Origin of the sequence: Deinococcus phoenicis, assembly GCF_000599865.1 — a bacterium.
Classification (GTDB): Bacteria; Deinococcota; Deinococci; order Deinococcales; family Deinococcaceae; genus Deinococcus; species Deinococcus phoenicis.
On the sequence record NZ_JHAC01000018.1, the window covers coordinates 1 to 22,090 of the forward strand.

General features: G+C 70.8%; 20 protein-coding genes. 12 read left to right on the top strand and 8 right to left on the bottom strand.

Annotated features, from left to right (window positions below):
- Window positions 1-57: 57 nt before the first annotated feature.
- Window positions 58-789 carry a GNAT family N-acetyltransferase gene (locus tag DEIPH_RS06085; protein ID WP_034355469.1) on the bottom strand — a complete coding sequence of 244 codons (732 nt, stop codon included), beginning with the start codon at window positions 787-789 and terminating at the stop codon, window positions 58-60.
- Window positions 790-847: 58 nt separating this feature from the next.
- Here DEIPH_RS06085 and DEIPH_RS06090 point away from each other — a divergent pair, with 58 nt between their 5' ends.
- Window positions 848-3,304, top strand: a complete 2,457-nt coding sequence (locus DEIPH_RS06090) for a glutamine--tRNA ligase/YqeY domain fusion protein (RefSeq protein WP_034355471.1) — start codon at window positions 848-850, stop codon at window positions 3,302-3,304.
- Window positions 3,305-3,367: 63 nt separating this feature from the next.
- Here DEIPH_RS06090 and DEIPH_RS06095 read toward each other — a convergent pair whose 3' ends face one another.
- Window positions 3,368-3,979, bottom strand: coding sequence for a hypothetical protein (locus DEIPH_RS06095; RefSeq protein ID WP_034355474.1), 612 nt, complete (start codon window positions 3,977-3,979; stop codon window positions 3,368-3,370).
- 123 nt (window positions 3,980-4,102) lie between these two features.
- On the opposite strand from DEIPH_RS06095, the gene DEIPH_RS06100 reads away from it, so the two are divergent.
- Window positions 4,103-4,861, top strand: a complete 759-nt coding sequence (locus tag DEIPH_RS06100) for an ABC transporter substrate-binding protein (protein ID WP_034355477.1) — start codon at window positions 4,103-4,105, stop codon at window positions 4,859-4,861.
- A 75-nt stretch (window positions 4,862-4,936) separates the two neighbouring features.
- On the opposite strand, the gene DEIPH_RS06105 is transcribed toward DEIPH_RS06100, so the two are convergent.
- Window positions 4,937-6,337 carry a tetratricopeptide repeat protein gene (locus DEIPH_RS06105; protein WP_034355480.1) on the bottom strand — a complete coding sequence of 467 codons (1,401 nt, stop codon included), beginning with the start codon at window positions 6,335-6,337 and terminating at the stop codon, window positions 4,937-4,939.
- A 246-nt stretch (window positions 6,338-6,583) separates the two neighbouring features.
- On the opposite strand from DEIPH_RS06105, the gene ftsH reads away from it, so the two are divergent.
- The 6 genes from ftsH (at window position 6,584) to DEIPH_RS06135 (ending at window position 12,328) form a co-directional block, all read left to right on the top strand.
- On the top strand, window positions 6,584-8,443 hold the full coding sequence (gene ftsH / locus DEIPH_RS06110) for an ATP-dependent zinc metalloprotease FtsH (RefSeq protein WP_034355482.1): 1,860 nt from the start codon (window positions 6,584-6,586) through the stop codon (window positions 8,441-8,443).
- A 119-nt stretch (window positions 8,444-8,562) separates the two neighbouring features.
- Window positions 8,563-9,102 carry a (4Fe-4S)-binding protein gene (locus tag DEIPH_RS06115; RefSeq protein ID WP_034355484.1) on the top strand — a complete coding sequence of 180 codons (540 nt, stop codon included), beginning with the start codon at window positions 8,563-8,565 and terminating at the stop codon, window positions 9,100-9,102.
- Between the two features lie 24 nt (window positions 9,103-9,126).
- Window positions 9,127-10,434 (top strand): thymidine phosphorylase, encoded by a 1,308-nt coding sequence (locus DEIPH_RS06120; RefSeq protein WP_034355487.1) that lies wholly within the window; start codon window positions 9,127-9,129, stop codon window positions 10,432-10,434.
- An 82-nt stretch (window positions 10,435-10,516) separates the two neighbouring features.
- Window positions 10,517-11,416 carry a P1 family peptidase gene (locus DEIPH_RS06125; protein WP_034355490.1) on the top strand — a complete coding sequence of 300 codons (900 nt, stop codon included), beginning with the start codon at window positions 10,517-10,519 and terminating at the stop codon, window positions 11,414-11,416.
- Window positions 11,417-11,429: 13 nt separating this feature from the next.
- The gene (locus DEIPH_RS06130) at window positions 11,430-11,873 is read left to right on the top strand and encodes an NUDIX hydrolase (RefSeq protein ID WP_034355493.1); all 444 of its coding nucleotides are present in this window, start codon (window positions 11,430-11,432) and stop codon (window positions 11,871-11,873) included.
- A complete protein-coding gene (locus tag DEIPH_RS06135; RefSeq protein WP_034355495.1) occupies window positions 11,870-12,328 on the top strand; it encodes an NUDIX hydrolase in 459 nt (152 codons plus the stop codon). Before DEIPH_RS06130 ends, DEIPH_RS06135 begins: the two co-directional genes overlap by 4 nt.
- 30 nt (window positions 12,329-12,358) lie before the next feature.
- On the opposite strand, the gene DEIPH_RS06140 is transcribed toward DEIPH_RS06135, so the two are convergent.
- Window positions 12,359-13,102, bottom strand: coding sequence for a GNAT family N-acetyltransferase (locus tag DEIPH_RS06140; RefSeq protein WP_034355498.1), 744 nt, complete (start codon window positions 13,100-13,102; stop codon window positions 12,359-12,361).
- Window positions 13,103-13,394: 292 nt separating this feature from the next.
- Between DEIPH_RS06140 and DEIPH_RS06145 the strand changes: the two genes are divergently transcribed.
- From DEIPH_RS06145 to DEIPH_RS06155, 3 genes are all read left to right on the top strand, one after another.
- Entirely contained in the window at window positions 13,395-14,570 is a 1,176-nt protein-coding gene (locus DEIPH_RS06145) for a DUF418 domain-containing protein (RefSeq protein WP_034355501.1), read from the top strand.
- 15 nt (window positions 14,571-14,585) lie between these two features.
- Window positions 14,586-15,386 (top strand): AIM24 family protein, encoded by an 801-nt coding sequence (locus DEIPH_RS06150; protein ID WP_034355504.1) that lies wholly within the window; start codon window positions 14,586-14,588, stop codon window positions 15,384-15,386.
- Window positions 15,387-15,510: 124 nt separating this feature from the next.
- Window positions 15,511-17,301: an N-acetylmuramoyl-L-alanine amidase gene (locus DEIPH_RS06155; RefSeq protein ID WP_034355508.1), complete on the top strand. Its 1,791-nt coding sequence runs from the start codon at window positions 15,511-15,513 to the stop codon at window positions 17,299-17,301.
- 146 nt (window positions 17,302-17,447) lie between these two features.
- Here DEIPH_RS06155 and DEIPH_RS06160 read toward each other — a convergent pair whose 3' ends face one another.
- From DEIPH_RS06160 to DEIPH_RS18685, 4 genes are all read right to left on the bottom strand, one after another.
- Window positions 17,448-18,710 (bottom strand): cation:proton antiporter, encoded by a 1,263-nt coding sequence (locus tag DEIPH_RS06160; RefSeq protein WP_034355511.1) that lies wholly within the window; start codon window positions 18,708-18,710, stop codon window positions 17,448-17,450.
- 154 nt (window positions 18,711-18,864) lie between these two features.
- A complete protein-coding gene (gene rpoZ / locus DEIPH_RS06165; protein WP_026332496.1) occupies window positions 18,865-19,164 on the bottom strand; it encodes a DNA-directed RNA polymerase subunit omega in 300 nt (99 codons plus the stop codon).
- A 163-nt stretch (window positions 19,165-19,327) separates the two neighbouring features.
- Window positions 19,328-20,032: an IclR family transcriptional regulator gene (locus tag DEIPH_RS06170; protein WP_034355516.1), complete on the bottom strand. Its 705-nt coding sequence runs from the start codon at window positions 20,030-20,032 to the stop codon at window positions 19,328-19,330.
- 76 nt (window positions 20,033-20,108) lie between these two features.
- Window positions 20,109-20,801, bottom strand: a complete 693-nt coding sequence (locus tag DEIPH_RS18685; RefSeq protein ID WP_051517192.1) for a hypothetical protein — start codon at window positions 20,799-20,801, stop codon at window positions 20,109-20,111.
- 30 nt (window positions 20,802-20,831) lie between these two features.
- Here DEIPH_RS18685 and DEIPH_RS06180 point away from each other — a divergent pair, with 30 nt between their 5' ends.
- Window positions 20,832-22,070: an MFS transporter gene (locus tag DEIPH_RS06180; RefSeq protein WP_034355519.1), complete on the top strand. Its 1,239-nt coding sequence runs from the start codon at window positions 20,832-20,834 to the stop codon at window positions 22,068-22,070.
- Window positions 22,071-22,090 lie beyond the last annotated feature (20 nt).

A 22,090-nucleotide genomic window follows, 5' to 3' on the forward strand; every position in this document is an offset into this window, starting at 1 on the left:
TGGGAGTACGGCCTCATACCCCACCTTACGCCTCCGGCAACCTTTCTGCGCCCCGCCCTAACGTGCTGTTCCCCGGTTCCGCCAATACCCCGGCGTTTCCAGAGCCGGCAGGAGCGCCAGAGTGTCCCTTCCCGCCCGCTCGGCCAGGGCTTCTGCTTCCCGCGCAGCACGGCTCTGGCCCAGCCACGCGCTCCAGTACGCGCGCAGAGTGCCGGTGACGAGGGCGGTGGGCACCGTGGCCGCGCCGTCCAGCGGGTGATACAGCAGGTCGAGGTCGGTCAGCGGACCCCCGTCCGGGCCGCCCACCGGTTGCCAGTAGGGCACGTCCACCGTGCGGTACCCCAGGGCGTGCAGCGCCCGCCGCCGCGTGACCGGGTCCGTGCCCGTCCGGGCCTCGGCCTCGCGGTCCCCGGCATCCTGTCGCCCGGCAAAGACGCTGTCGGCGAACAGTCCGGCCAGCCCGCGTTCACGGACTTCCGCCAGTCTCGCCGCCTGCAGGGCGTGGCCGAGGCCCTGGCCGCGCGCTTCCGGGGCGACCGCCACAAAGGAGCTGAAGGCCGCTTCCGGCAGCAGGTGAAAGACCGTGCCGCCCAGCACCCGGCCCTCCGCGTCCTGGGCGACCAGAATGCGGTCCTCGCGCGGCCCACCGCCTCCGCCCGCCACGAGATGCGGGAAGGCGGAAGGGGGAATCAGCATGTCGGGGGCGTAATAACTCCGGGCCTGAATCTGCCCGAAGGCGGCCAGGGCGGGGTCATGCGGGTCGGTGACGCGGCGGACGGTCACGGTCATGGGGGCAAGGTAGCGCCCGCTTCCCGGCAGGGCATGAGGGCGGCGTATCCTGACCGCTATGACTGCGCCCGACGCTTCCTCTTCCCCGGCTCCCGCCAGCACGGGAGGCCCGGAAAGCTCCCCCGGCCCCCGCGTGACCCCCAACTTCATCACCGAGATCGTCGAGCGCGACCTGCACAGCGGCAAGTATCCGGCGGTCGTGACGCGCTTTCCGCCCGAGCCGAGCGGGTACGCGCATCTGGGGCACGTGTTCGCCTCTTTCCTCGATTTTCAGACGGCGGCGCAGTATGGCGGGCGCTACCACCTGCGGATGGACGACACCAATCCCGAACTGGCGACCCAGGAATATGTGGACGCCATCGCCGACGACCTGCGCTGGCTGGGCTGGGACTGGGGCGAGAACTTCTACTCCGCTTCCGACAACTTCGAGAAGTATTACGCCTACGCCGAGCAGCTCATCCGGTTGGGCAAGGCGTACGTGGACAGCGTGAGCGGCGACGAGATGGCCCGTCTGCGCGGCGACGCGGGCACGCCCGGCACCCCCAGCCCCTTCCGTGACCGCAGCGTGGAGGAGAACCTCGACCTCTTCCGCCGGATGCGCGCGGGCGAGTTCGCGGACGGGGCACACGTCCTGCGGGCGAAAATCGACCTCGCCAGCCCGAACATGAAGTTGCGTGACCCGGTGCTGTACCGCATCCTGCACGCCTCCCATTACCGGGCCGGGGACAACTGGTGCATCTACCCGATGTACGACTTCCAGCACCCGCTTCAGGACGCGCTGGAGGGCGTGACCCACTCCATGTGCAGCCTGGAATTTGTGGACAACCGCGCCATCTACGACTGGCTGATGGAAACGCTGGGCTTCTCGCCGCGCCCGCACCAGTACGAGTTCGGGCGGCGCAGCCTGGAATACACGGTGGTCAGCAAGCGCAAGCTGAGAAAGTTGGTGCAGGAGGGCGTGGTGACGGGCTGGGACGATCCCCGGATGCCCACCCTGCGCGCCCAGCGGCGGCTCGGCGTGACGCCGGAAGCCGTTCTCGCCTTCGCCGCCCAGATCGGGGTGAACCGCACCAACCGCACGGTCGACATCAGCGTGTACGAGAACGCCGTGCGCGACGACCTCAACCACCGCGCCCCGCGCGTGATGGCCGTGCTGGACCCGGTGCGCGTGGTGATCGGCAACCTGCCGGAAGGGGAGACGCGCACCCTGTCCCTGCCGTACTGGCCGCACGACGTGATCCGGGACTCGCCCGACGGGCGGGTGGCGTTGCCGACCGGCGAACGGGTCCCGCCCGAGCAGGCCGTGCGGGAGGTGCCCCTCGGCCGCGAGCTGTACATCGAGCGGGAGGATTTCAGCCTGGACCCGCCAAAAGGCTACAAGCGCCTGACCAGGGGCGGCACCGTGCGGCTGCGCGGCGCGGGCATCCTTCGCGCCGACGAGGTGGAGACAGATGCGGCGGGGAACGTGACCACCATCCACGCGACCCTGCTGGAGGGGGACGCGAAGGCCGCCGGCGTGATCCACTGGGTCAGCGCCGCCCACGCCCTCCCCGCCGAGTTCCGGCTGTATGATCGCCTCTTCCGTGTGCCCAACCCCGAGGGTGACAACCCCGACGACATCGCCCCCGACTTCGACCCCGAGCGCATGAGCCACGAGAACGAGGCGGCCCCGCTGGACGCGGGTTTTCTGCGCTACCTGAATCCCCACAGCCTGCGCGTGACGCGGGGCTTCGTGGAACCCAGCGTGGCGTCCGGTCCCGCGCAGACGCGCTACCAGTTCGAGCGGCAGGGCTACTTCTGGCGCGACCCCGTGGACAGCCGCGAGGACGCGCTGGTCTTCGGGCGCATCATCACGCTGAAGGACACCTGGGCGAAGGAGACGCAGAAGGCGGAAGGCCGGGCGCCGCAGGCCGCGCAGAAGGCCGGGAAGCCGCAGCCCGGGGCACCTGGGCCGCAGGCCGCAGGCTCCCGGCCCCAGGCCCTCCTCCTCACCCCTGAGCAGGAGGCCGAGGTGGCCCGCCTGACCGCGCTGGGGGCCTCGGCCGGGGACGCCCGCACGCTGGTCCGGGACGCGCAGCTTCTCGCCTTCCTGGGGGGCGCGGTGCAGGACGGCACCTTCGGACAGGTGGCCTCCTGGACCGTCAACGACCTCGCGGCGGCGCTGCGTTCCGGTGAAGTGGGGGTGGGGGCGGCGGACCTGGCCCCGCTCGCCACGCTCCTGGCCTCCGGGCAGATCACCACCCGGGTCGCCCGGGACACCCTCGCGCGCGCCGCCGCCTCGGGTGAAGCGCCCGCCCGCATCATCGAGCGCGAGGGCCTGACGACCGTCACGGACAGCGCCGAACTGGAACGGGTGATCAGGGAAATCCTGGCCGCCAACCCCGACAAGGTGGAGGCGTACCGGGGCGGCAAGGCGGGCTTGATGGGCTTTTTCACCGGCCAGGTGATGCGCGCCACGGGCGGGCAGGCCGACCCCAAACTCGTCGCGCAGAAACTGACGGAGGCGCTGGCCTAGCCCCGTCAAAACCCCCGCCCCACCCCGGCTGGAGGTGGGGCGGGGGGTTGTCCTGCCTGGGCGTTACGACCCGGAGCGGACGGCGCGCAGCGTGCCTTTCCCGGCGTCCAGCGTGATGGCCGTCCAGGGGGGTGTGCTCTCGCTGGCCTTGATGGTGAGGGTCAGGGGCTTGTTCACGTTGTATCTGGCGGTCTGGGTGCGGGCGTCCCTGAACACCCAGCCGCTCACGCCGCCCGGCTGCGTGAAGGTGGCCGAGGCGTCCCCGATGGCGCTTTTCATCTCTCGCAGCAGCGCCGTGCCGGGTTTGGTCCCGTCGCTGGTGTCGGTGATGCTCAGGACGCCCGGCTGGCGGAGGTCCACGGCGTACAGGCCCCAGACCTGCCCGAACGCGCTGCCCGCCGGAAAGACCGAGAGCGCCTCCCGCAGGGTCTTCCCGCTGACATTCAGGATCCTGCCGTTGTCGGTGACCTTGAGGGTGCCGCACTTGAAGGTGTAGGGCGCGTTCAGGGAAGCCGTCTGGCCGCTTGCCTGCACGGTCAGCGTGCCGGAGTCGTCGATCTGTACGGTGGAGCACTTCGCGCCGGGCACCTGTTGCACCGCCTGCGCGAAGGCAGGGGCACTGAGGGCGGCGGCGTTGAAGGTAACGGCCAGGGTCAACCAGGAAGACAGTTTCACCGGGGCACTCTAGGTTCCGTTTCTGGCCGCAGCATGAGCGCAACTGGCATACACCGGCCCCGTGGAGACGCAAAAGGGTTCTCCCTTCACCCCCGCGTCAGCCACCTGCGCTACCCTCCCCTGGTGAAGAAGACTTCCGTCCTGCTGACGCTCCTGGCCTGCACCCTGGGCACCGCCTCCGCCCGCGACTTCGCGGCGATCAAGGCGTCGGGCACGCTGGTGGTCGGCACCGAACCCACCTACGCGCCCTTTACGTACACCCAGGGCAAGAAGATCGTGGGCTTCGAGGCCGAACTGGCCGAAGCGCTGGCAAAGCGCATGGGCCTGAAGGTTGAGTGGAAGCCCAGCGCCTTCGACACGCTCCTGATCGGGCTGAACCAGGACCGCTTCGACATGGTGATCGCCAGCCACGGCATCACGCCCGAACGGCAGAAGGCCGTGGACTTCGCGCGGCCCCACTACTGCTCCGGCGGCGTGATCCTCGCCCCGGCGAACGGGCCGCTGACCGTCGCCGCGCTGAAAGGCAAGACGGTCGCCGTGCAACTGGGCACCACCTACGCAGAGCGCGCGCAGAGCCTCCCCGGTCTGGGCAGCGTCAAGACGTACCCCAACAACGCCGCCGCGCTGCAAATGCTGCTCTCGAAGCGGGTGGACGCCTTCATCACCGACCGCTTCGTCGCCATCGAGGGCCGCAAGAAGTTCCCGCAGGCGAAGCTGAAACTGGGCGAGATGCTGTTCCAGGAGAAGATCGGCATCGCGGTCAAGAAGGGCAACACCACCGTCACGGCGGCCATCAACACCGCGCTGGGGAAGATGCTGGCCGACGGCAGCTACAAGAAGCTTTCCGAGAAGTACTTCGGGGAAGACATCCGCTGCAAGTGACCGCAGACCAGTAAGGGCAGGCAAGTAAAGGCAGCGGGGTGAGGACAGGGCGCCTTCTCACCCTCTGCCCTCAGCCTAGTTCAGCATCCGCCCGCCGCTGCTGCTCATCAGGTCCCCGGCTTTTTTCAGGTGGTCTTGCAGGGTGCCGTACCAGTCGTCGCTCTCGGGCGTGTGGTCCAGCGCCTGCTGGGCGTGGGCGTAGGCGGCGGCGGGGTCGCGGAAGCCCTGCTGGGCCATCACGTCGGCGGCCATCTGGTGGCCGGTGATCCAGTCGCGGCTCTGCGGTGCGGCCTCGCGCACCACGCGCTCGTAATGGTCCAGCGCCTCGTCGAGGTGGTAGTAGTCCAGCGCCACGCTGCCCAGCACCAGGCTGGCGGGCACCACCGCGCCCTGCGCGAGCGCCTGCTCGGCCCCCAGTTGCGCCTCCTGAAGGCGGCCCAGACGGTAGTCGCACTCTGCGAGGTCGGCCAGAACTTCGGGCTGATAGGGGTAGTCGGGGTCGGCCAGGGCCGCTTCCAGCCGTTCGCGGGCCTCCACGGGCCGGTCGAGGTCGAGCAGCGCCACCCCCAGTTCGTGCTGCGCGTAGGGCCGGTCGGCGTCCTGCGCCAGCGTCAAGGCCCGCTCGAAATACTTCAGGGCGTCCTCATGTTGCCCCAGGTGGGTCATCACCTGGCCCCACACCAGCGTCACGCCGTAGCTGGGATCACCGTGGACCCGCTCCAGCCGGTCCGCTTCCCGGATGGCTGCCAGCGCCTCCTCCGGCTTGCCCAGGTTCAGCAGCGCCTGGGCCTGGAGGTAATGCCAGGTGGCGAGGTTCAGCCCTTCTTCCGGGTCGTGGCCGGTGTAGAGGGGCCGGGCCTGCGCCAGCGCCTGCTGCGCCTCCTGGGCTTCCCCGAGTTGCAGCCGCAGCGCCGCGCCTTCCTGAAGCATGATTGCGCGGTTCAGGCCCGCAGCGTGGTGGGCGGCCTCCGCATACAGGTGCGCGGCCTCCAGCGCATGCCCCAGCTGTTCCTCGGCGTCGGCCTGCCAGCTTCTCAGGCGCCACCCCAGGTGTTCAGGCAGTTCGGCCAGCGGCAGATGCACGTCGAGCGCGGCCTGGGGTTGCTCGGCCAGGGCCAGGGCCGCCAGCGCGTGATAACGGGCCAGGGGGTCGGCGGCCTCGCGGACGGCCTGGGGGGGCAGCGCCGCTTCCGCGCCGCGCGTCCGGGCACCGAGTTCGGCACTCAGGGCCAGGTAAAGCGGGTCTTCCCGCAGCGCGGGGTCGAGAGTCCGGGCTTCTTGCAGGGCCGCACCGACCTCGGTGGTCGCGGCGTCCCCGTACAGGGCGTGAACGCTGGCGAGGTACAGCGCGAGCCGGGCGCGCTCGGGCCTCCGGGCTTCCTGCATGGCAGCGTCCAGCACGCCGAACGCCGTGTCGTAGTCGCCCCCTGCGAGCGCCGTGCAAGCCTGCTGCCAGGTGGTGGCGACATCGATCATCACCCCTCAGGATAGCGCGGGCGGGCCGGGGGCGGTTCTCGTCCGCCCCGCCTGGTCCGGCGCCGGTACCCGCGTCCCCTGGAGACCGGCCGGGAACGTCGGGGCGGCATGTTCTGTGCTGTGTTCACGGAATCTTAAGCCTGTGTGTGACACTGCCTACGCGTACACATCTTGAGTCTGGTACACTCAAGTCCGGTGGGGCGGGTGCCGTCCCAATCGTTCTATTTCTCCCGTGGAGGACCACACTTGAGGCGGCTCAATCCCTGGCTGATCGTCCTGTTCGTTCTGGCGTTGTTCCTGATGTTTTCTCAGGCACCCATGAGCGGGCGGGCCAGTGTCAATTACAACGATTTCCGGTCCCTGCTCGCGCAGGGCAAGATCGAACGGGTGGTGGTGCAGGAGGGTCAGGCCAACGTGACCCTCAAGGCCCCGACCACCGTGCCCGTCGTCGGCGCACCCCAGCCGCGCGAGGTGACCGGCTTTAACGTGCGCCTGCCCAGCAGTCAGGCCACCCCCGACAGTGCCCTGATTCCCCAGCTCGAAGCGCAGGGCGTGAATTACCGCTTCGAGCAGCCCAGCCAGTGGCTCGGCATCTTGCTGAACTTCCTGCCCATCATCCTCCTGATCGGCATGATGTACTTCTTCTTCATGCGCGCGCAGGGCGGCCAGAGCGGCGTGATGCAGTTCGGCCAGAGCCGGGCCAAGAAGTACGGCAAGGAAAACCGGGTCCAGACCAAGTTCACGGATGTCGCGGGGCACGAGGAAGCCAAGCGCGAACTGATCGAGGTCGTGGACTTCCTGAAAAACCCCGGCAAGTACCACCAGATCGGCGCCGAGATTCCCAAGGGCGTGCTGTTGGTCGGCCCTCCCGGCACCGGTAAGACGCTGCTGGCGCGCGCCATCGCGGGCGAGGCCGACGTGCCCTTCTTCTCGGTGAGTGCGTCCGAGTTCATGGAGATGTTCGTGGGTGTCGGCGCGAGCCGCGTGCGCACCCTCTTCGAGGACGCCCGCAAGAGTGCGCCCGCCATCATGTTCATCGATGAGATCGACTCCATCGGGCGCAAGCGCGGTGCGGGCATCGGCGGCGGGCACGACGAGCGCGAACAGACCCTCAACCAGATCCTGTCCGAGATGGACGGCTTCGACAAGACCAGCAGCGTGATCGTGCTGGGCGCGACCAACCGCCCCGACGTGCTCGATCCCGCGCTGCTGCGCCCGGGCCGCTTCGACCGCCAGGTGACCATCGACCTCCCCAACCTCAAGGAGCGCGAGGCCATCCTGAAAGTCCACCTGCGCAACAAGCCGATGGCGCCCGGTGTGGACGTGCCCGAGATCGCCAAGAGCACGCCCTACTTCTCGGGGGCCGACCTCAAGAACGTGACCAACGAGGCCGCGCTGGAAGCCGCACGCCTGGGCAAGACCCAGATCGACATGAGCGACTTCTACCGCGCGCTCGACAAGATCACGCTGGGTCTGGAAAACGGCTCGCTGACCATCAGCCCCGAGGAAAAGAAAGCCATCGCCTACCACGAGGCCGGGCACGCCGTGACCGCCGCCGTGATTCCGGGCAGCGACAAGCTCCAGAAAGTCAGCATCATCCCGCGTGGCCGCGCGCTGGGGGCCGCCTTCTACCTGCCCGAAGAGCAGGTGCTGATGAGCAAGGAGCGCCTGGAAAACCAGCTGGTGGTGTCGCTGGGGGGCCGCGCCGCCGAGGAAGTCTTTATGGGCAGCGTGACCAGCGGGGCCGCCGACGACTTCCGCAAGGCCACCAACATCGCCCGCAAGATGGTGCTGGAGTGGGGCATGGGCGAGAACTTCAAGAACATGGCCCTGACCACCGATTCCGGCCCGGTCTTCCTGGGCGAGGACATGGCCAAGCCCAAGGCCTTCAGCGAACACACCTCGCAACTCGTGGACGAGGACGTGAAACGCATCCTGCACCGGGCCTACGACCGCGCCAAGAGCCTGGTGACCGAGTACGCCGCCGCCATGCATGAGGTCGCTGACGCGCTGCTCACGCAGGAACTCATCACGGGCGACGTGGTGCGTGACGCCGTGGCCCGCCTGGGCGGCAGCACTCAGCCTGCGCCGCAGACGACCGCGTAAAGCGTAAAGCCAGTTTCTGTTCTCGGGGCGGGCCTTCCGGTGGGGAGGCCCGCCCTGCTTGTGGGTGCCCTGGTGGCTCCGGGTGGCCTTTCCTGCCCCGGTCCGCAGTACCCTGAGCCATGACCGGATCCGATCCCCAGCCGGGCTTCCCGGCGGCCACGCCTGCGCGCGGCAAGGCCTACACGGGCGAAGGCGTGACCGTGTATTTCGACGCGCCGCGCTGCATCCATGTCGCCAATTGCGTCAGGGGGCTGCCCCACGTGTTCAGGCCCAAAGAGCGGCCCTGGGTGCAGGCCGGGAACGCCCCCGCCGAGCAGATCGCGGCGGTGGTCCGCACCTGCCCGACCGGGGCGCTGCACTACGTGCTGGAGGGCGGCCCCGCCGAGGTGCCCGACCAGCCCACCACCATCACGCCGGTCACCGACGGCCCCCTGAACATCCGGGGTGATCTGGTGATCCGGACCCCGGACGGCGAGGTGCGCGAGGTCCGGGCGGCGCTGTGCCGCTGCGGGGCCAGCGGGAACAAACCCTTTTGCGACGGCACCCATGCCAAGATCGGCTGGAAGAGTGGGGGAGAGGCGCCCCGCAGCCAGCGCGGCGACGGCCACCCGGAAGCCGGCCAGCGGGCGGACGGGGCGCGCGAGTCGGGCGAGACCTAGCCCCGGTCCGGCCTAGACTGCCGTATGACCTCTGCTCTCAATGTCCCCGACCTGATCCGCAAGAAGCGCGACGGCGAAACGCACACCCGCGCCGAACTCGAACAGTTGGTGCTGGGCTACACCCGCAGCGAGGTACCCGACTACCAGATCAGCGCCTGGCTGATGGCCGTGTACTTGAAAGGCATGACGCCGCAGGAAACCGCCGACCTGACCTTGGTGATGGCGGAAAGCGGCGAGCAGCTCGACCTGGGGGACCTGCCGCGCACGGTGGACAAGCACTCGACCGGCGGCGTGGGCGACAAGACCAGCCTGATCCTCACGCCGATGCTGGCGGCCCTGGGCCTGACCGTCGCCAAGATGAGCGGGCGGGGGCTGGCGCATACCGGCGGCACCATCGACAAGCTGGAAAGCTTTCCGGGCTGGACCTCCGAACTGTCTGAGGACCGCTTTCTGGCGCAGGCCCGCGCCATCGGCCTCGCGCTGGTGGGGCAGTCGCGGGACCTCGCGCCCGCCGACGGCAAACTGTACGCCCTGCGCGACGTGACCGCGACGGTGGACTGTCTGCCCTTGATCGCCTCCTCGATCATGAGCAAGAAGCTCGCGTCGGGCGCGCATACGGTGGTGCTGGACGTGAAGGTGGGGGCCGGGGCCTTTATGCGGACGCTGGAGGATGGGCGGGGGCTGGCCCGCGCGATGGTGGACATCGGCACGCGCGCCGGGCGGCAGGTGCGCGCCGTGCTGACCGACATGGACACGCCGCTGGGGCACTTGGCCGGAAACAGCCTGGAGGTGCAGGAGGCTATTCATACCCTGCGCGGCGCGGGACCCGGGGACCTGACCGAGCTGTGCGTGGCGCTGGCGGTGGAGGCTCTGGCAGCCTCCGGCGAGGACGAGGAACAGGCGGAGGCCCGCGCCCGCGTCACCCTGCAAGACGGCTCGGCCCTGGCGAAGTTCCACGCCTTCATCGCGGCGCAGGGCGGCGACGCGACCCTGGTGGACCACCCGGAGCGGCTGGACGTGGCCCCCGGCCGCGCGGAGGTCCTGGCCCCGGTCTCCGGCTTCGTGGGGCGCATAGACGCCCTCTCGGTGGGCCGCGCCGTCCTGGCCCTGGGCGGCGGACGCGAGCGCAAGGGTGAAGCCATCGACCACGGGGTCGGCGTGGAACTGCTGAAGAAACCCGGCGAGGCCGTGCAGGCGGGAGAGGCGGTGCTGCGCCTGTACCACCGGGACGGCCGGGGGCTGGACGCGGCGCGCGGGTTGCTGGAAGAGGGCCTCAGCGTGGGCGAGAAGGCCCCTGCGCCCGAGCCTCTGATTCTGGACCGGGTGAACTGAGGACATCGAGCGGCCGTCTGGGAGGGGGAGCCGCGCAGAGCCGCTCCGCCCGGACAGGTGCGGGATGCGGTATAGAGCGGGCATGGCCCTTCCCAACGCCACCCTGACCGCCCTTCCCGGTTTCCGCGTGGGGCACTGGACCGACGCCGTGGGCCGGACCGGCTGCACCGTGATTCTCTGCCCGGATGCGGGCGCGGTGGCCTCCGCGAGTTTCCTGGGGCCGAGTCCCGGCACCCGTGAGGGCGTGCTGCTCGCCCCCGGGAAGAAGGTGGAGCGTGTCCACGCCCTGCTGCTGACGGGCGGGAGTGCCTTCGGCCTCGCGGCGGCGGCGGGCGTGGTGCGCGTGCTGGAGGAACGCGGCGTGGGCCACGAGACGCCCTGGGCGCGCGTGCCGATTGTCCCGGCGGCCGTGATCTACGACCTGGGCGTGGGCGACCCGGGAGCCAGACCCGGCGAGCGGGAAGGGGAAGCGGCGGCGCGGGCGGCCTCGGCTGATCCGGTGCCGCGTGGCCGGGTGGGTGCAGGCACGGGCGCGACGGCGGGCAAGTACCTGGGTGCCGGCGCGGTGCCGGGCGGCCTGGGCAGCGTGTGCCTGGAGCGGCACGGCGTCCGCGTGGGGGCACTGGCGGTGGTCAATCCGATCGGGGACGTGCTGGACGAATCAGGCGGCGTGCTGGCCGGGCCGGGCGTGGGGCCGGGTGCTGGCGCCTTCACGCCCGGCGAGGTGGAAAACACCACCCTGGTCGCCGTCGTCACCGAACACACCCTGACCAAGGCCGAGGCCCACCGCTTTGCCGACGCCGCCCAGACCGCGCTGGGGCGCGTCATTGCCCCCAGCCACACCTTCTGGGACGGCGACAGCGCCTTCATGCTGAGCAGTTGCACCTTGCCGCCCGCCGATCCCCTGCTGCTGGGGGCGCTGGTGCAGGAGGCCGTGTGCGCGGCGGTGCGCGACGCGGTGCGGATGTCGAGAGTGGGTTGAGTAATATACTCACATGAGTACAAATGACTATGTGCGCGACCTGCGGGCACTGATCGGCACCCGCCCGGTCAACTTCGTGGGCGCGGCGGGCCTGATCCAGAACGAAGGCGGTCAGGTGCTGCTGCTTCGCCGCGTCGGCGCGGAGCGGTGGGGGCTGGTCACGGGGATCAGCGAACTGGGCGAGGCGCTGGAAGAGACGCTGCGGCGCGAGATGCGGGAAGAAACCGGCCTGACCCTGCACGGCGCCGAACTGCTGGAGATGCTCAGCCCCGACCGGCTCGTCCAGGTGGCGAACGGCGACCAGTTCTATTCCTACACGGCGCTGTTTCGCGTGACCGAATGGAGTGGCGACCCGGTGCCGGACGGCGTGGAAATCGCGGAACTGCGCTTCTTCAAACTGGGCGACCTCCCGCCCCTGACGCGCCTGGGCGAGAAGGCCAGGGAGGTCCTGGCATGACCGCGCCCAACTCTGTCCGCGACCTGCGGCGCCTGGTCGGGCCGCGCCCGGTGAACTGGGTGGGCGTCTGCGCGCTGGTGGTGAATGCGGCGGGCGAGGTGCTGTTGCAGCGGCGCACCGACACGGGCGGCTGGGGAACGCTGGGCGGGATCGCGGAACTGGGGGAGGCGCTGGAAGACACCCTGCGGCGCGAACTGCGGGAGGAAGCGGGCCTCACGCCGCGCGGGGCCGAGCTGCTGACCGTGGTGAGCGGCCCCGGCACCTTCCAGAAGCTGCCGAACGGCGACGAGTTCTATCAGGTCACGGCGGTCTACCTGGTCCGCGACTGGACCGGCGTCCCCGAGGCGGACGGGGAAGAGGGCGTGGAGCTGCGCTTCTTCCCGTTGGACGCGCTGCCTGACCGCCTCGGTCCGGTGGACAGGCAGGCGCTGGTGCGGCTGCGGCACCGGACCTGACGGGGCAGCCCGCCGCCACACCTGTCCCGCTCAGTCCTCCTGCGTGAAGGTCAGCCGCATGCCGGCCAGCCCGAAACCGGCACGGCACACGTTGCGTTCGCTGGCGCTGCCGGGCGTCACGAACACGCTTGCCAGGTCTGCCCCCGCCGCTGCCGCTTGCCGCAACCGCGCGGCCAGGAGGGCCATCTGTGCCCCCCGGCCCCGAAACTCGGGCAGCGTGGAGCTGCCGTGCAGCGCCGCAACGCCGTTCTGAAGACTGAGGGCCGCCGTGGCCGCGGGCTGACCGTCCACCCGCGCCACGAGGCGGCGGGTGCCGGGTGCCTGCCCGACCAGCCGCATGATCCTGCCGGTGCCTGGCCCGAAGCCCTGCGCGGACAGCGCCGCCCAGACGGTCACGTCCGGTTCTTCACGGATCTCCAGGGCCGGCTCTGGGGGAAGCGAAGTGAGGCCGTGCGTGTAGACGTGCAGGACGGTAGCCAGCGTGTAGCCCCTGGAGCGCAGCCGGGGCAGCAGGGTCGGCGCGGCGTGCGACAGGAGATGAAGGACTGCGGGCTGCCCGTGCGCGGCGCTGAAGGCTTCAAAGGCGATCAGGTCGGCCTCGGTCGGTGGGCCGCTCCCGTCGTGCCAGGCGGTATTGACCGGCAGACCCGGTCCGGCAGACACGGCCACCAGCGGCCCGAAGCGCGCCGCCGCCCCGACCACCCCGTACCGCGCATGGCCCGCCGCTTCCGCCCGGGCAAGACGTGACAGCAGGGCACTGGGTTGGGGGGTCATGCCGCCAGCGTACCCGGAACTCTTGCCCGCAGCTGAACTGTGGACGAACTTCCACTGCGAAGAACACGCGTCCACCGGCTCTCCCTTGAGTAAAGTTTGCCAGCCTGAACACCAGCCAGGAGCCGAAGACCCGCGTTCCGGGCGTGTGGATGCCAGTTTCTGGCCGTCTTTCGCCTGCATAATTTGACTTCTCCTGCATCCCACGCTATCCTTTTTGACATCACCGCCCGAGAGGCGGCTTTTTTATTGTCCCGGGTGCTTGCCCCCGTGCGTCACGCGCTAGCCTGAGCGCATGAGCCTCCCCGCGCCGCCCGCATCCGCACCCGCTCCGGAGTCTGGCCCACCCCGGCCGGTCGCGGCGGGTGAGCGGTCGCTGCTGCCGGACGTGCTGCGGGGGCTGGCGCTGCTGGGCATCCTGATCGTGAACGTGCAGAACTTCGCGGGGTTCCGGGAGTGGACCCAGACCGGTGTTGACCGGGCCGTGCAGATCGTGACCGACATCTTCTGCAATGGCCGCTCGATCAGCCTCTTTGCGATGCTGTTCGGGTGGGGTGCGGCGGGGATGCTGGCGCGGTACGGGCCGGGCACGCTGGCGCGGCGGCTGGCCGTGTTGCTCGCCCTGGGTGCGGCGCATCACGTTCTGGTGTGGTACGGCGACATCATCGCGGTCTACGCGCTGCTGGCGCTGGCGCTGCTGTTCACCGCGCGGCTGTCTGCCCGCATGCTGGTCACGCTGGGGGGACTGCTGGGAACGTGGTGGCTGCTGATGGGCCTGCTGGCCGGGTTCAGTGTGCTGGGCAGTGCGCGGCCCCGGTTCGCGGGCCTGCCCGATCTGGCTCCCGGCCTGGGCTACCTGGAACTGGTGGCCCGGCGCGCCGCGACCTTTCCCGAAGTGCTGGTGGCCGACACGCTCTACAACGCGCCCTGGTTGATCGGCCTGTTCTGTCTGGGGGCCGCCGCGCAGCGCAGCGGGCTGCTGACGCGGCCACAGGCGCACCTGCCGCTGCTGCGCCGCCTCGCCGTCTGGGGGCTGGGTGCCGGGCTGCCGCTGGGCGCGCTGCTGGCGTGGCTGAACACCCAGGGGAACGTCGCGGCGGGGCTGCTGGCGATTCCGGTGCGGATGGGGGGCGGCCTCGCCACCGCGCTGGGTTATGTGGGCGTGCTGGGCCTGTTCGCCGCGCGGGGCCGGCTGGGGCCGCTGCGGGCTTTTGCCGCCAGCGGGCGCGTCGCCATGAGCAACTACATCGCCCAGAGCCTGATCATGACCACCTTCTTCTATCCCTACGGCGGGGCGCAGTACGGCCAGTGGGGCGCGGCCCCCGCCGTGTTGCTGGCCCTGGTCGTGGGCCTGGCCCAACTGCCGGTCAGCGCGTGGGTGCTGGCGCGCTTCGGCAGTGGTCCCCTCGAACGCCTCACGCGCCTGTTGGTGTACGGGCGCGTCACGCGGCGGGAACCCCGCGCCCCCTGACGGCGTACCCCCGGTATGGAATTCCGCCTGCATCCCGAGATCATCCACACCGCCGAGGCCAGTGGTGCCCGCCTGGAGGTCACCGAGTTCGACCCCCGGCCCACCGAGCGCCCCCTGGAAGGCTTTTTTCAGCCGCTCCAGCGCCCGGCCCGCTGGCGGCAACTGGCCCTGCATCTGGACGGGGGCGCGGCGGTCCTCGAACCCGGCGCCCTCCAGTACCTGCGCGGCGAGATCGAGATGCAGGCGGCGGTGACGGGTGCCGGCAGCGGTGGCGGCGGTCTGGGCGGCCTCCTGCGCGGCGCGGTGACGGCGGCGGCCACCGGCGAGAGCCTCTTCAAGACCGCCTACCGGGGGTCGGGCGTGATCTACACCGAGCCGACCCGCCTGCACCTGCTGCTGGGCGAGCTGCGCGGCGAGGACCTGATCGTGGACGACGGCGCGTTCGTGGCCTGCGCGGGCAACGTCACCGTGGGCCGGCACGTGAACAAGGGTGTGGCCGCGATGCTGGGCAGCGGCGAGGGCCGGGTGCAGCCCAAACTGAGCGGCTCGGGCGTGTTCGCCCTGCAAAGCCCCGTCCATCCCGGCGAGTTCCAGATTCTGGACCTGAAGGGAGAAACGCTGAAGGTGGATGGCAATCTGGTGCTGGCCTACACGGGGGGCCTGGCCTTCAGCGTGGAAAAAAGCGCGCGCGGCCTGCTGGGCAGTGGCCGCACCGGTGAGGGGTACGTGCAGGTCTACCGGGGCACCGGGCGCGTGTGGCTCACGCCGACCCTGCCGGTTCACGCCCCGGCGGGACCCCTCCTGCCCACGGCCTGAGCAGGGCCGAGCCGGCAGGAAGAGGCGCTTTCCGGCGCGGGGGTGGGTAGGCCTCCCGGTCCGCCCTTCATAAATGAGTGCTGATGCTCATTTCTCACGGCGTGGCAGGACAAGATAGAGACCCATGAAGCCGCAGGCCATTTTCCTCTCATCGGTCCTGTCGTGCGGTCTGGCAGGGTCCTGGGCTGAGGCGCAGGCAGATCCCTTCCAGCGCGCAGCTCCGGTCCAGGCTGCACCCAACCTGCGCACGTCCCCTGCGCCCGCCGCAGCGGCGGGAACGCCAGGCAACCTCAACAACCTGACCGGGGTGCCGAGCGTGACGTTCGGCACCCCGCGTTCCAGCAGTGACGGGAGCCAGACCCGGGTGGTGTTCGACCTGACGCCCGGCGTGACCTATACCCTGACCCCGACCTTCGGGGGCCTGCGCATCGACGTGCGCGGGGCGCGGGTGTTGCCTGCCGTAACGGCCCGGCTGGGGGCCAGCGTCACCGAGTACCGGGCGGGCGGCGGCCAGGTGACGCTGGTCACGCCCTTTCCGCTCTCGCTGACCGACGGTTGGCGGGCCAGCGAGGCGACGCTGGCCTCGGGCACCCGGGTCCTGATCCTGGAGTTCGGGCCGACCCTGGCGGGTGGGGCCAGCCCTTCGCTGCTCGCCCTGGTCCGCACGTCCGCCGCGCCCGCGACGCCCGCGCAGACCCAGGCGCTCACGGCGCCGGTCGGCACGGCGCCGGCGAATCTGCCCCTCGCGGCCCAGTTGCCGCCGGGCGATACGGTGCCGTCGGCCTCCAGGAGCAGCCTGCCGCCCCCCGCCCCGGCCCTGCCCGGCCAGGACCCCGCCCGGCCCAGTGCCCTCGCGGGCCGCGCTCCGGGCCTGTTGCAGCCCGGGGCAAGCCTCACGCCGCCGCGCGTGGGTAAGAATCCCGGCATGACGCGGGTGGTGCTGGACCTGCCACCCGGCGTGACCTACCGCATGGTGCCCGGCAGCCTGGGCCTGCGGGTGGACCTGGACGGGGTGACGGCCAGCCAGCTGACCGCGCAGAACGTCAGCCCCGAGGTGCGCGCCTGGCGCTACGAGCCGACGGTGGGGGGCGTGACCGTGACGCTGCTGACGGGCACGTCGCTGACCGACCGCAGCGGGTGGCGGGCGCAACTGGTCCCGCCGACCGAGGGCAGCGACCGTTCGCGGCTGGCCATCGATCTCTCGCCCGCCCTGGCCGATCTCACGCCGCTGAGCGCCCGCGAGCGCGTCCTGGCGACTGTTCCGCGCGTCAGCGCCATCGGCGGGACGGCGATTCTGGCCTTCAGCGCGAGCATGATGCAGCCGCGCGTCGTGATCGATGCGGGCCACGGGGGGCGCGACCCGGGCGCGGTCGGCTCCATTGTCGAGAAGCAGGTCACGCTCGACGTGGCGCTGCGGGTGCGGGAGCTGCTGCGGGTGGCGGGCGTGGACGCGGTGCTGACCCGCGACAGCGACCGCGAGCTGAACCCCAACAAGAACACCGATCTGGAGATGCGCGCCGCGATGGGCACGCCGGGAACCCAGATGTTTCTGAGCATCCACGTGAACGCGATGCCCGCCGCCAACGCCCTGCGCGGCTACGGCGTCGAGACGTGGTGGAATCCCAACCACCCGCTGTCGAGCAGCTTCGCCGCCCTGATCCAGAAGAACGTCGTGGCGGTCACGGGCGCGTTCCCGCAGGGCCTGCGGAACAACCGCTCGCTCTCGGTGCTGCGCAACAGCCGGATTCCCGCCGCACTGGTGGAGATCGGCTACACCAGTCATCCGGTCGACGGCCTGAACCTCAAGGACAGCAATTACCTCGACCGGGTGGCGCTCGGCATCGCCCAGGGCATCCGCGAGGCGCTGGTGACGGGCGTCACGGCGGGCGGCGCAGTGGGCGGCGCGGGCAAGTAAGCCGCCCACTCCCAGGAGAGCAGCCGGCGCGGGGCGGGACACACGGAGAGAGGCCCAGCGTCCCGCCTTCTCGCGTGGAGGGTGGGGCCTGGGCCTCGAAGCAAGGGGCCTGAAAAAGCCGGTGGTCTGAAGGGGAGGATTGGCCCTCAGCCCGGCCGGGTTCCCCCGCCACTGGCCGCGCTGGCCTTGTGCACCAGCGGCATGATGGTCAGGCCCTGCACGGCGATGGTAAACAGCACGACGGCGTAGGTAGCCGTGACCAGGTGCGTGCGGTAGGGGCTGTCGGGCAGGCCCAGCACCAGGCTGATGGCGATACCCCCGCGCAGGCCGCCCCAGGTCAGCAGCCGCACGGTGTACGCGCCGTAGCCGTCGCGGGCGCGCACCAGCAGGAAGGGCAGCGCCACGCTGATCCAGCGGGCGGCGAGCGCCACGACGATCAGCAGGACGCTGGCGAGGAGCTGCGGCGCGGTCGTCCGGGTCAGCAGCACGTCCAGGCCGATAAAGGCGAACAACACGATGTTCAGCACCTGGTCGGCGGTTTCCCAGAAGCCCTCGACGTGTTCGCGCGTCTCCTGCCCGAAGGCCCGGTCCTTGGTGGCCGAGATGATCAGGCCCGCGACCACCATCGCCAGCGGGCCGCTGACGCCCAGCGCGCTGGCGGCCACGTACCCGCCGACCACCAGCGCCAGCGTGAGCAGCACCTCCACCGCGTGTTGCTCGATGCTCCGCAGCAGCGCGTAGCCCAGGCCCCCCAGCAGCGCCCCGAACAGCATGCCGCCCAGCGCCTCGCGCACGAACAGCGTGAGGGCACCGGCCACGCTCGGCTCGGCGTGGTGGCCGCCCACCCCGGCCAGCCCCGCCAGCACCAGGAAGATCACCACGCCCACGCCGTCGTTAAAAAGGCTCTCGCCCGCGATCAGCGTCTCGATCCGGGCCGGCACCCGCGCGCGCTTCAGCAGGTCCAGCACGGCGACCGGATCGGTGGGGCTGATCAGGGCGCCGAACAGCAGCGCCCACATCAGCGGCACGTTCAGGCCCACCAGCCCGAACACGAAGTACGCCGCGAACCCGATCAGGAACGTGCTGAGCAGCGTGCTGAGCAGCGCCAGCGTCAGGATGCTGACCCGCTGGCGGAACATCTGTCCGGCGTTCAGGCTCAGCGCCCCCGCGAACAGCAGGATGCTCAGGATGCCGTTCAGCACGAAATCCGTGAAGTTCAGCGTCTCCAGCAGTCCCGACGCCCAGCCGCGCAGCCCCGGCACCCCCAGCGCGTCGAGGGCGATCAGGAGGATGCTGGCGACCGCGCCCGCCAGAGTCACGCCGACCGTCGTGGGAAAGTGCAGCAGGCGCTCATTCAGATACGCCAGCACGGCGGTCACACTCAGCAGGACGGCAAACGCGGTCAACATGCCGCCCACTCTAGCCGCCGGAAACAGGAAACCTCCTGCGAACAGCGCGCAGGAGGCGTCTCAAAGTCGAACCGTCTGACGGCTCAAAACCTGGTCGTGCTGGTTTCTCCAGCCGTCCGACGGTTTGACGGTCAGACGGTGGGCCACTTCAGCTTCAGTCGCGCTCGCGTTCGCGCTCGGCGTTCAGCTGGGCTTGCAACTGCGCCTGCTTCTGCCGCACGTAATCCTGATGGAAGCGGCCCTCGTCCATCAGCTCGGTGCCGACCGTCAGCTTGCCGGTGGCCAGTTCGCGCATCGCCTGCGTGACCAGGTTGCGGGTCCGCACGCGCTGCTCGACGGGCAGCACGCTGGGCGCGCCCGAGCGCAGTTGCAGCGCCCGTTTCGCGGTCACGACCGACAGCCGGTACTTGCTGTCGGTCAGGGAAAGCAATTTGTCGATGTCCTTCTCGGCCATGGTTAAACCCCTTTCGGCCCGGTCATCCCTGCGGATACCGGCACGTCTTCGCGCTGCCTGTCTTGCGGCGGGGCGCTCTCAGCCGCTCAGTCTACCCCGGCGCGGCAGGTCGAACCAACGGTGAAGCACACCTTGTGCCGGGGCTGCGGGGCATTCCGGGACCTCAGCCCTGGTCCTCCGCTTCCCGGACGATGCTCAGCACGCGCTCGCGGACGGCGCGTTCCTCGCGCAGGTAGCGGCCCGCGCTCATCTGCACGCCGATGGCGGCCACCACCTGCCCGGCATGGCGGTACGGCACACCCAGCGTGCATTGACCCGGAATCCATTCCTCGATGGAATAGGCGTAGCCGCGCCGCCGTACGCGGGCGACCTCGGTGCGCCACTCGTCGGGGGTGGTGATGCTGTTCACGGTGCAGACGGCGAACTCACGCGGCTGGTGGTCGCCGTGCGCGTACAGGATCTTCCCGCTGGCCGTGGCGGTGGCGGGCAGGTAGATGTCGAGCGGCAGGTCGATGTCGGCGTCGGGGTGGCGTTCACGGATCGCGCACACGACCTCCTCGCCCTCCAGGATGCACAGGAACGCGACCGCCTTGACCTCCAGGGCCAGCCGGGTAATCAGCGCGCGGGCATCCTGAAACCAGGGCAACGCCGAGGTGAGGTGTGCGCCCATCTCCGCGATGTGCCACGAGAGGCGGTACTTGCCCGCCGGCGTGCGGCGCAGGAACCCGGCCTCGGTGAGGCCCGCGAGGTAGGCGTGGGCGGTGGCGCGGGGAAGCGTCAGGTGGACGGCCAGCGCCCGCACGCCCCACTCGGGCTGCTCGGCGCTGAAGGCTCCCAGGATGCTCGCGGCTTTCTGAAGGGACAGCACCCGTCCAGCGTACACGGACGAGCGCGCGGATGGGCGCTGCGGGCCACCCACCGCCGGCAGAGCCGGGGCGGGGCATTTACCCGGGCGGGCCGAGAAGGGTTTCGGGGTCGTCCGGGTCCAGGGGGGCGAGGGCTGTCTGGATCAGGTAGGGCCGTTTTCCCTCGCGCCCGGTGCCCTGCTGGCCGAGCCGCTCCCGGAGGGCGTCCAGCGCCTCCTGAACCTGACGGGCCGCCGCGTCGTCCAGCCACAGCACGCCCATGTAGTCTCCGCCGATGTGGTGCTCGCGCAGCGCGGCATAGGTCCGGGCATCCGGCATGAACGTCTCCGAATGCACCTCGCCGCCCGTGCTGCGGTACAGCAGGCGGGCATTCAGGGGGAGGTGGGCGAGGCCCCGCGCCCCGGCCCGCGCCCGCAACCGGTCGAAGGGGAGGCCGTGCCGGGCGATCTGCGCTTCCAGGTCCGCGAAGGGCGTCAGGTGAAAGGGAATGCGGAAGCCGCCCGGCGCGCGGTAAAGCCGGATGGCGCGGCCCGCCCGCTGCCGCTCGCCCGCCCCTTCCAGCAGGCCCGCCGCCCTGAGCTGCCGGACGCGGTAGAGCATCCGTTCCACGCTGACGCCCGCTTCCCGCGCCGCCTCCGCCGCCCCGAGCGTCCGCCCGATAAAGGGTTCGAGGTGCCGCAGCGCCGCCGGGTCGCTCAGCAGCCGCGCTTGCCGGGGCGTACGGACCTCGAACCACTCGCCGTCGAAGGAACCCAAAATGGTATGCGGCATTTTCGGGAGGGTACGCCGGACGCTGGGGGCATGACCAGCCCCACTGCCTCTCCCGGCCTGCCCCGCGCCTTCTGGACGTATGGGGCGGGCGTGACCCTCACCGCACTGGGAGACGCCACCGTCTCGGTCGCCCTGCCCTTCCTGGCCCTCGCCACGCCGCCGGGCGGGGGAGCCGGAGCGGTCGGCCTGGTGGTGCTGGCGGGCAGCCTGCCCCGGTTTCTCGCGCCGCTGCTGGGCGGCCTGGCGGACCGGCTGGCCCCGCGCGGCCTGCTGGCCCTCAGCACGGGGGTGCGGGCGCTGGCCGTCGCGGCGGCGGGCCTGCTGGTCGGGGCGGGCCTGCTGCCGCTGGCGGCGCTGCTGGTCCTGGCCTTTCTGAACGGGCTGCTTTCCACGCTGGCCTACGCGACCGGGAGCGCCCTGGTGCCGCGCCTGGTCGCCCCGCACCTGCTGGCCCGCGCGAACAGCCTGAACAGCGGCGCACTGATGGGGGCACCCCTGCTGGGGTACGGCCTGGGCGGCCTGCTGATCCACCTATTCGGCGCGGGCGGCACGCTGCTGGTCAGTGCGCCGCTGATTCTGGGCCTAGCCCTCGCCGCGCTGGCGCTGCCGACCCTGCCCGGGGCCGGGGGCGGTGGACGCGTTCAGCCCCTCGCCGACTTCCGGGAAGGGCTGGGCGTGATTCGCCGCTCGCCGCTGCTGCTGGCCCTGCTGGGCATGAGCTTTGCGCTGAATCTCGCCATGAACGTGATGAACGTGCGCGCGCCGCTGCACCTGACGGCCTTTGGCAGGGGCGCACCCGACTACGCCATCTTCGAGATGCTGATCTCGGGCGGGGTGCTGGCCGGGATCGCGCTGGTCACGCCCCTGGCCGGGCGCTGGAGCCTCGACGTTCTGATCGGCGCGGGCCGCTGGGTGCTGGTGCTGGGCACGCTGGGCTTCGTGTTCACGCCCGTCCCGGTCTGGTGGGGCGCGGCGGCGGTCTTCGGGCTGGGCCTGGGGCTGCTGGAGGTCGCCGCCACCACCCGCTCGCAGCAGCTCGTGCCGGACGGTCTGCGCGGCCGGGTGGTCGGGGCGCTGATGGGTGTGAATGCCGTCGGCCTGAGCCTGGGCGCGGCGCTGGCCGCCCGGCCCCCGGGCACCCCCACGCTGATGCTGGGCCTGGGCCTCATCCTAGCGCTGCTGGCCCTGGGCTGGACGGCGGCGCTGCGGGCGGAGAGGCGGCGCGCCGCTCCCCTGGCGGGCCTCCCCGGGGGAGCGGCAACGGAATGACCTGCGGGCCTCTGCCCCGG

What these genes read in the sequence shown, in the direction of transcription:
- DEIPH_RS06105 (WP_034355480.1), bottom strand. Translation starts at nt 6,337, where the DNA reads ATGATCGATGTCGCCACCACCTGGCAGCAGGCTTGCACGGCGCTCGCA.
- DEIPH_RS06115 (WP_034355484.1), top strand. Translation starts at nt 8,563, where the DNA reads ATGACCGGATCCGATCCCCAGCCGGGCTTCCCGGCGGCCACGCCTGCG.
- DEIPH_RS06125 (WP_034355490.1), top strand. Translation starts at nt 10,517, where the DNA reads ATGGCCCTTCCCAACGCCACCCTGACCGCCCTTCCCGGTTTCCGCGTG.
- DEIPH_RS06120 (WP_034355487.1), top strand. Translation starts at nt 9,127, where the DNA reads ATGACCTCTGCTCTCAATGTCCCCGACCTGATCCGCAAGAAGCGCGAC.
- DEIPH_RS06140 (WP_034355498.1), bottom strand. Translation starts at nt 13,102, where the DNA reads ATGACCCCCCAACCCAGTGCCCTGCTGTCACGTCTTGCCCGGGCGGAA.
- DEIPH_RS06145 (WP_034355501.1), top strand. Translation starts at nt 13,395, where the DNA reads ATGAGCCTCCCCGCGCCGCCCGCATCCGCACCCGCTCCGGAGTCTGGC.
- DEIPH_RS06155 (WP_034355508.1), top strand. Translation starts at nt 15,511, where the DNA reads ATGAAGCCGCAGGCCATTTTCCTCTCATCGGTCCTGTCGTGCGGTCTG.
- DEIPH_RS06180 (WP_034355519.1), top strand. Translation starts at nt 20,832, where the DNA reads ATGACCAGCCCCACTGCCTCTCCCGGCCTGCCCCGCGCCTTCTGGACG.
- DEIPH_RS18685 (WP_051517192.1), bottom strand. Translation starts at nt 20,801, where the DNA reads ATGCCGCATACCATTTTGGGTTCCTTCGACGGCGAGTGGTTCGAGGTC.
- DEIPH_RS06085 (WP_034355469.1), bottom strand. Translation starts at nt 789, where the DNA reads ATGACCGTGACCGTCCGCCGCGTCACCGACCCGCATGACCCCGCCCTG.
- DEIPH_RS06130 (WP_034355493.1), top strand. Translation starts at nt 11,430, where the DNA reads ATGAGTACAAATGACTATGTGCGCGACCTGCGGGCACTGATCGGCACC.
- DEIPH_RS06135 (WP_034355495.1), top strand. Translation starts at nt 11,870, where the DNA reads ATGACCGCGCCCAACTCTGTCCGCGACCTGCGGCGCCTGGTCGGGCCG.
- DEIPH_RS06160 (WP_034355511.1), bottom strand. Translation starts at nt 18,710, where the DNA reads ATGTTGACCGCGTTTGCCGTCCTGCTGAGTGTGACCGCCGTGCTGGCG.
- rpoZ (WP_026332496.1), bottom strand. Translation starts at nt 19,164, where the DNA reads ATGGCCGAGAAGGACATCGACAAATTGCTTTCCCTGACCGACAGCAAG.
- DEIPH_RS06090 (WP_034355471.1), top strand. Translation starts at nt 848, where the DNA reads ATGACTGCGCCCGACGCTTCCTCTTCCCCGGCTCCCGCCAGCACGGGA.
- DEIPH_RS06150 (WP_034355504.1), top strand. Translation starts at nt 14,586, where the DNA reads ATGGAATTCCGCCTGCATCCCGAGATCATCCACACCGCCGAGGCCAGT.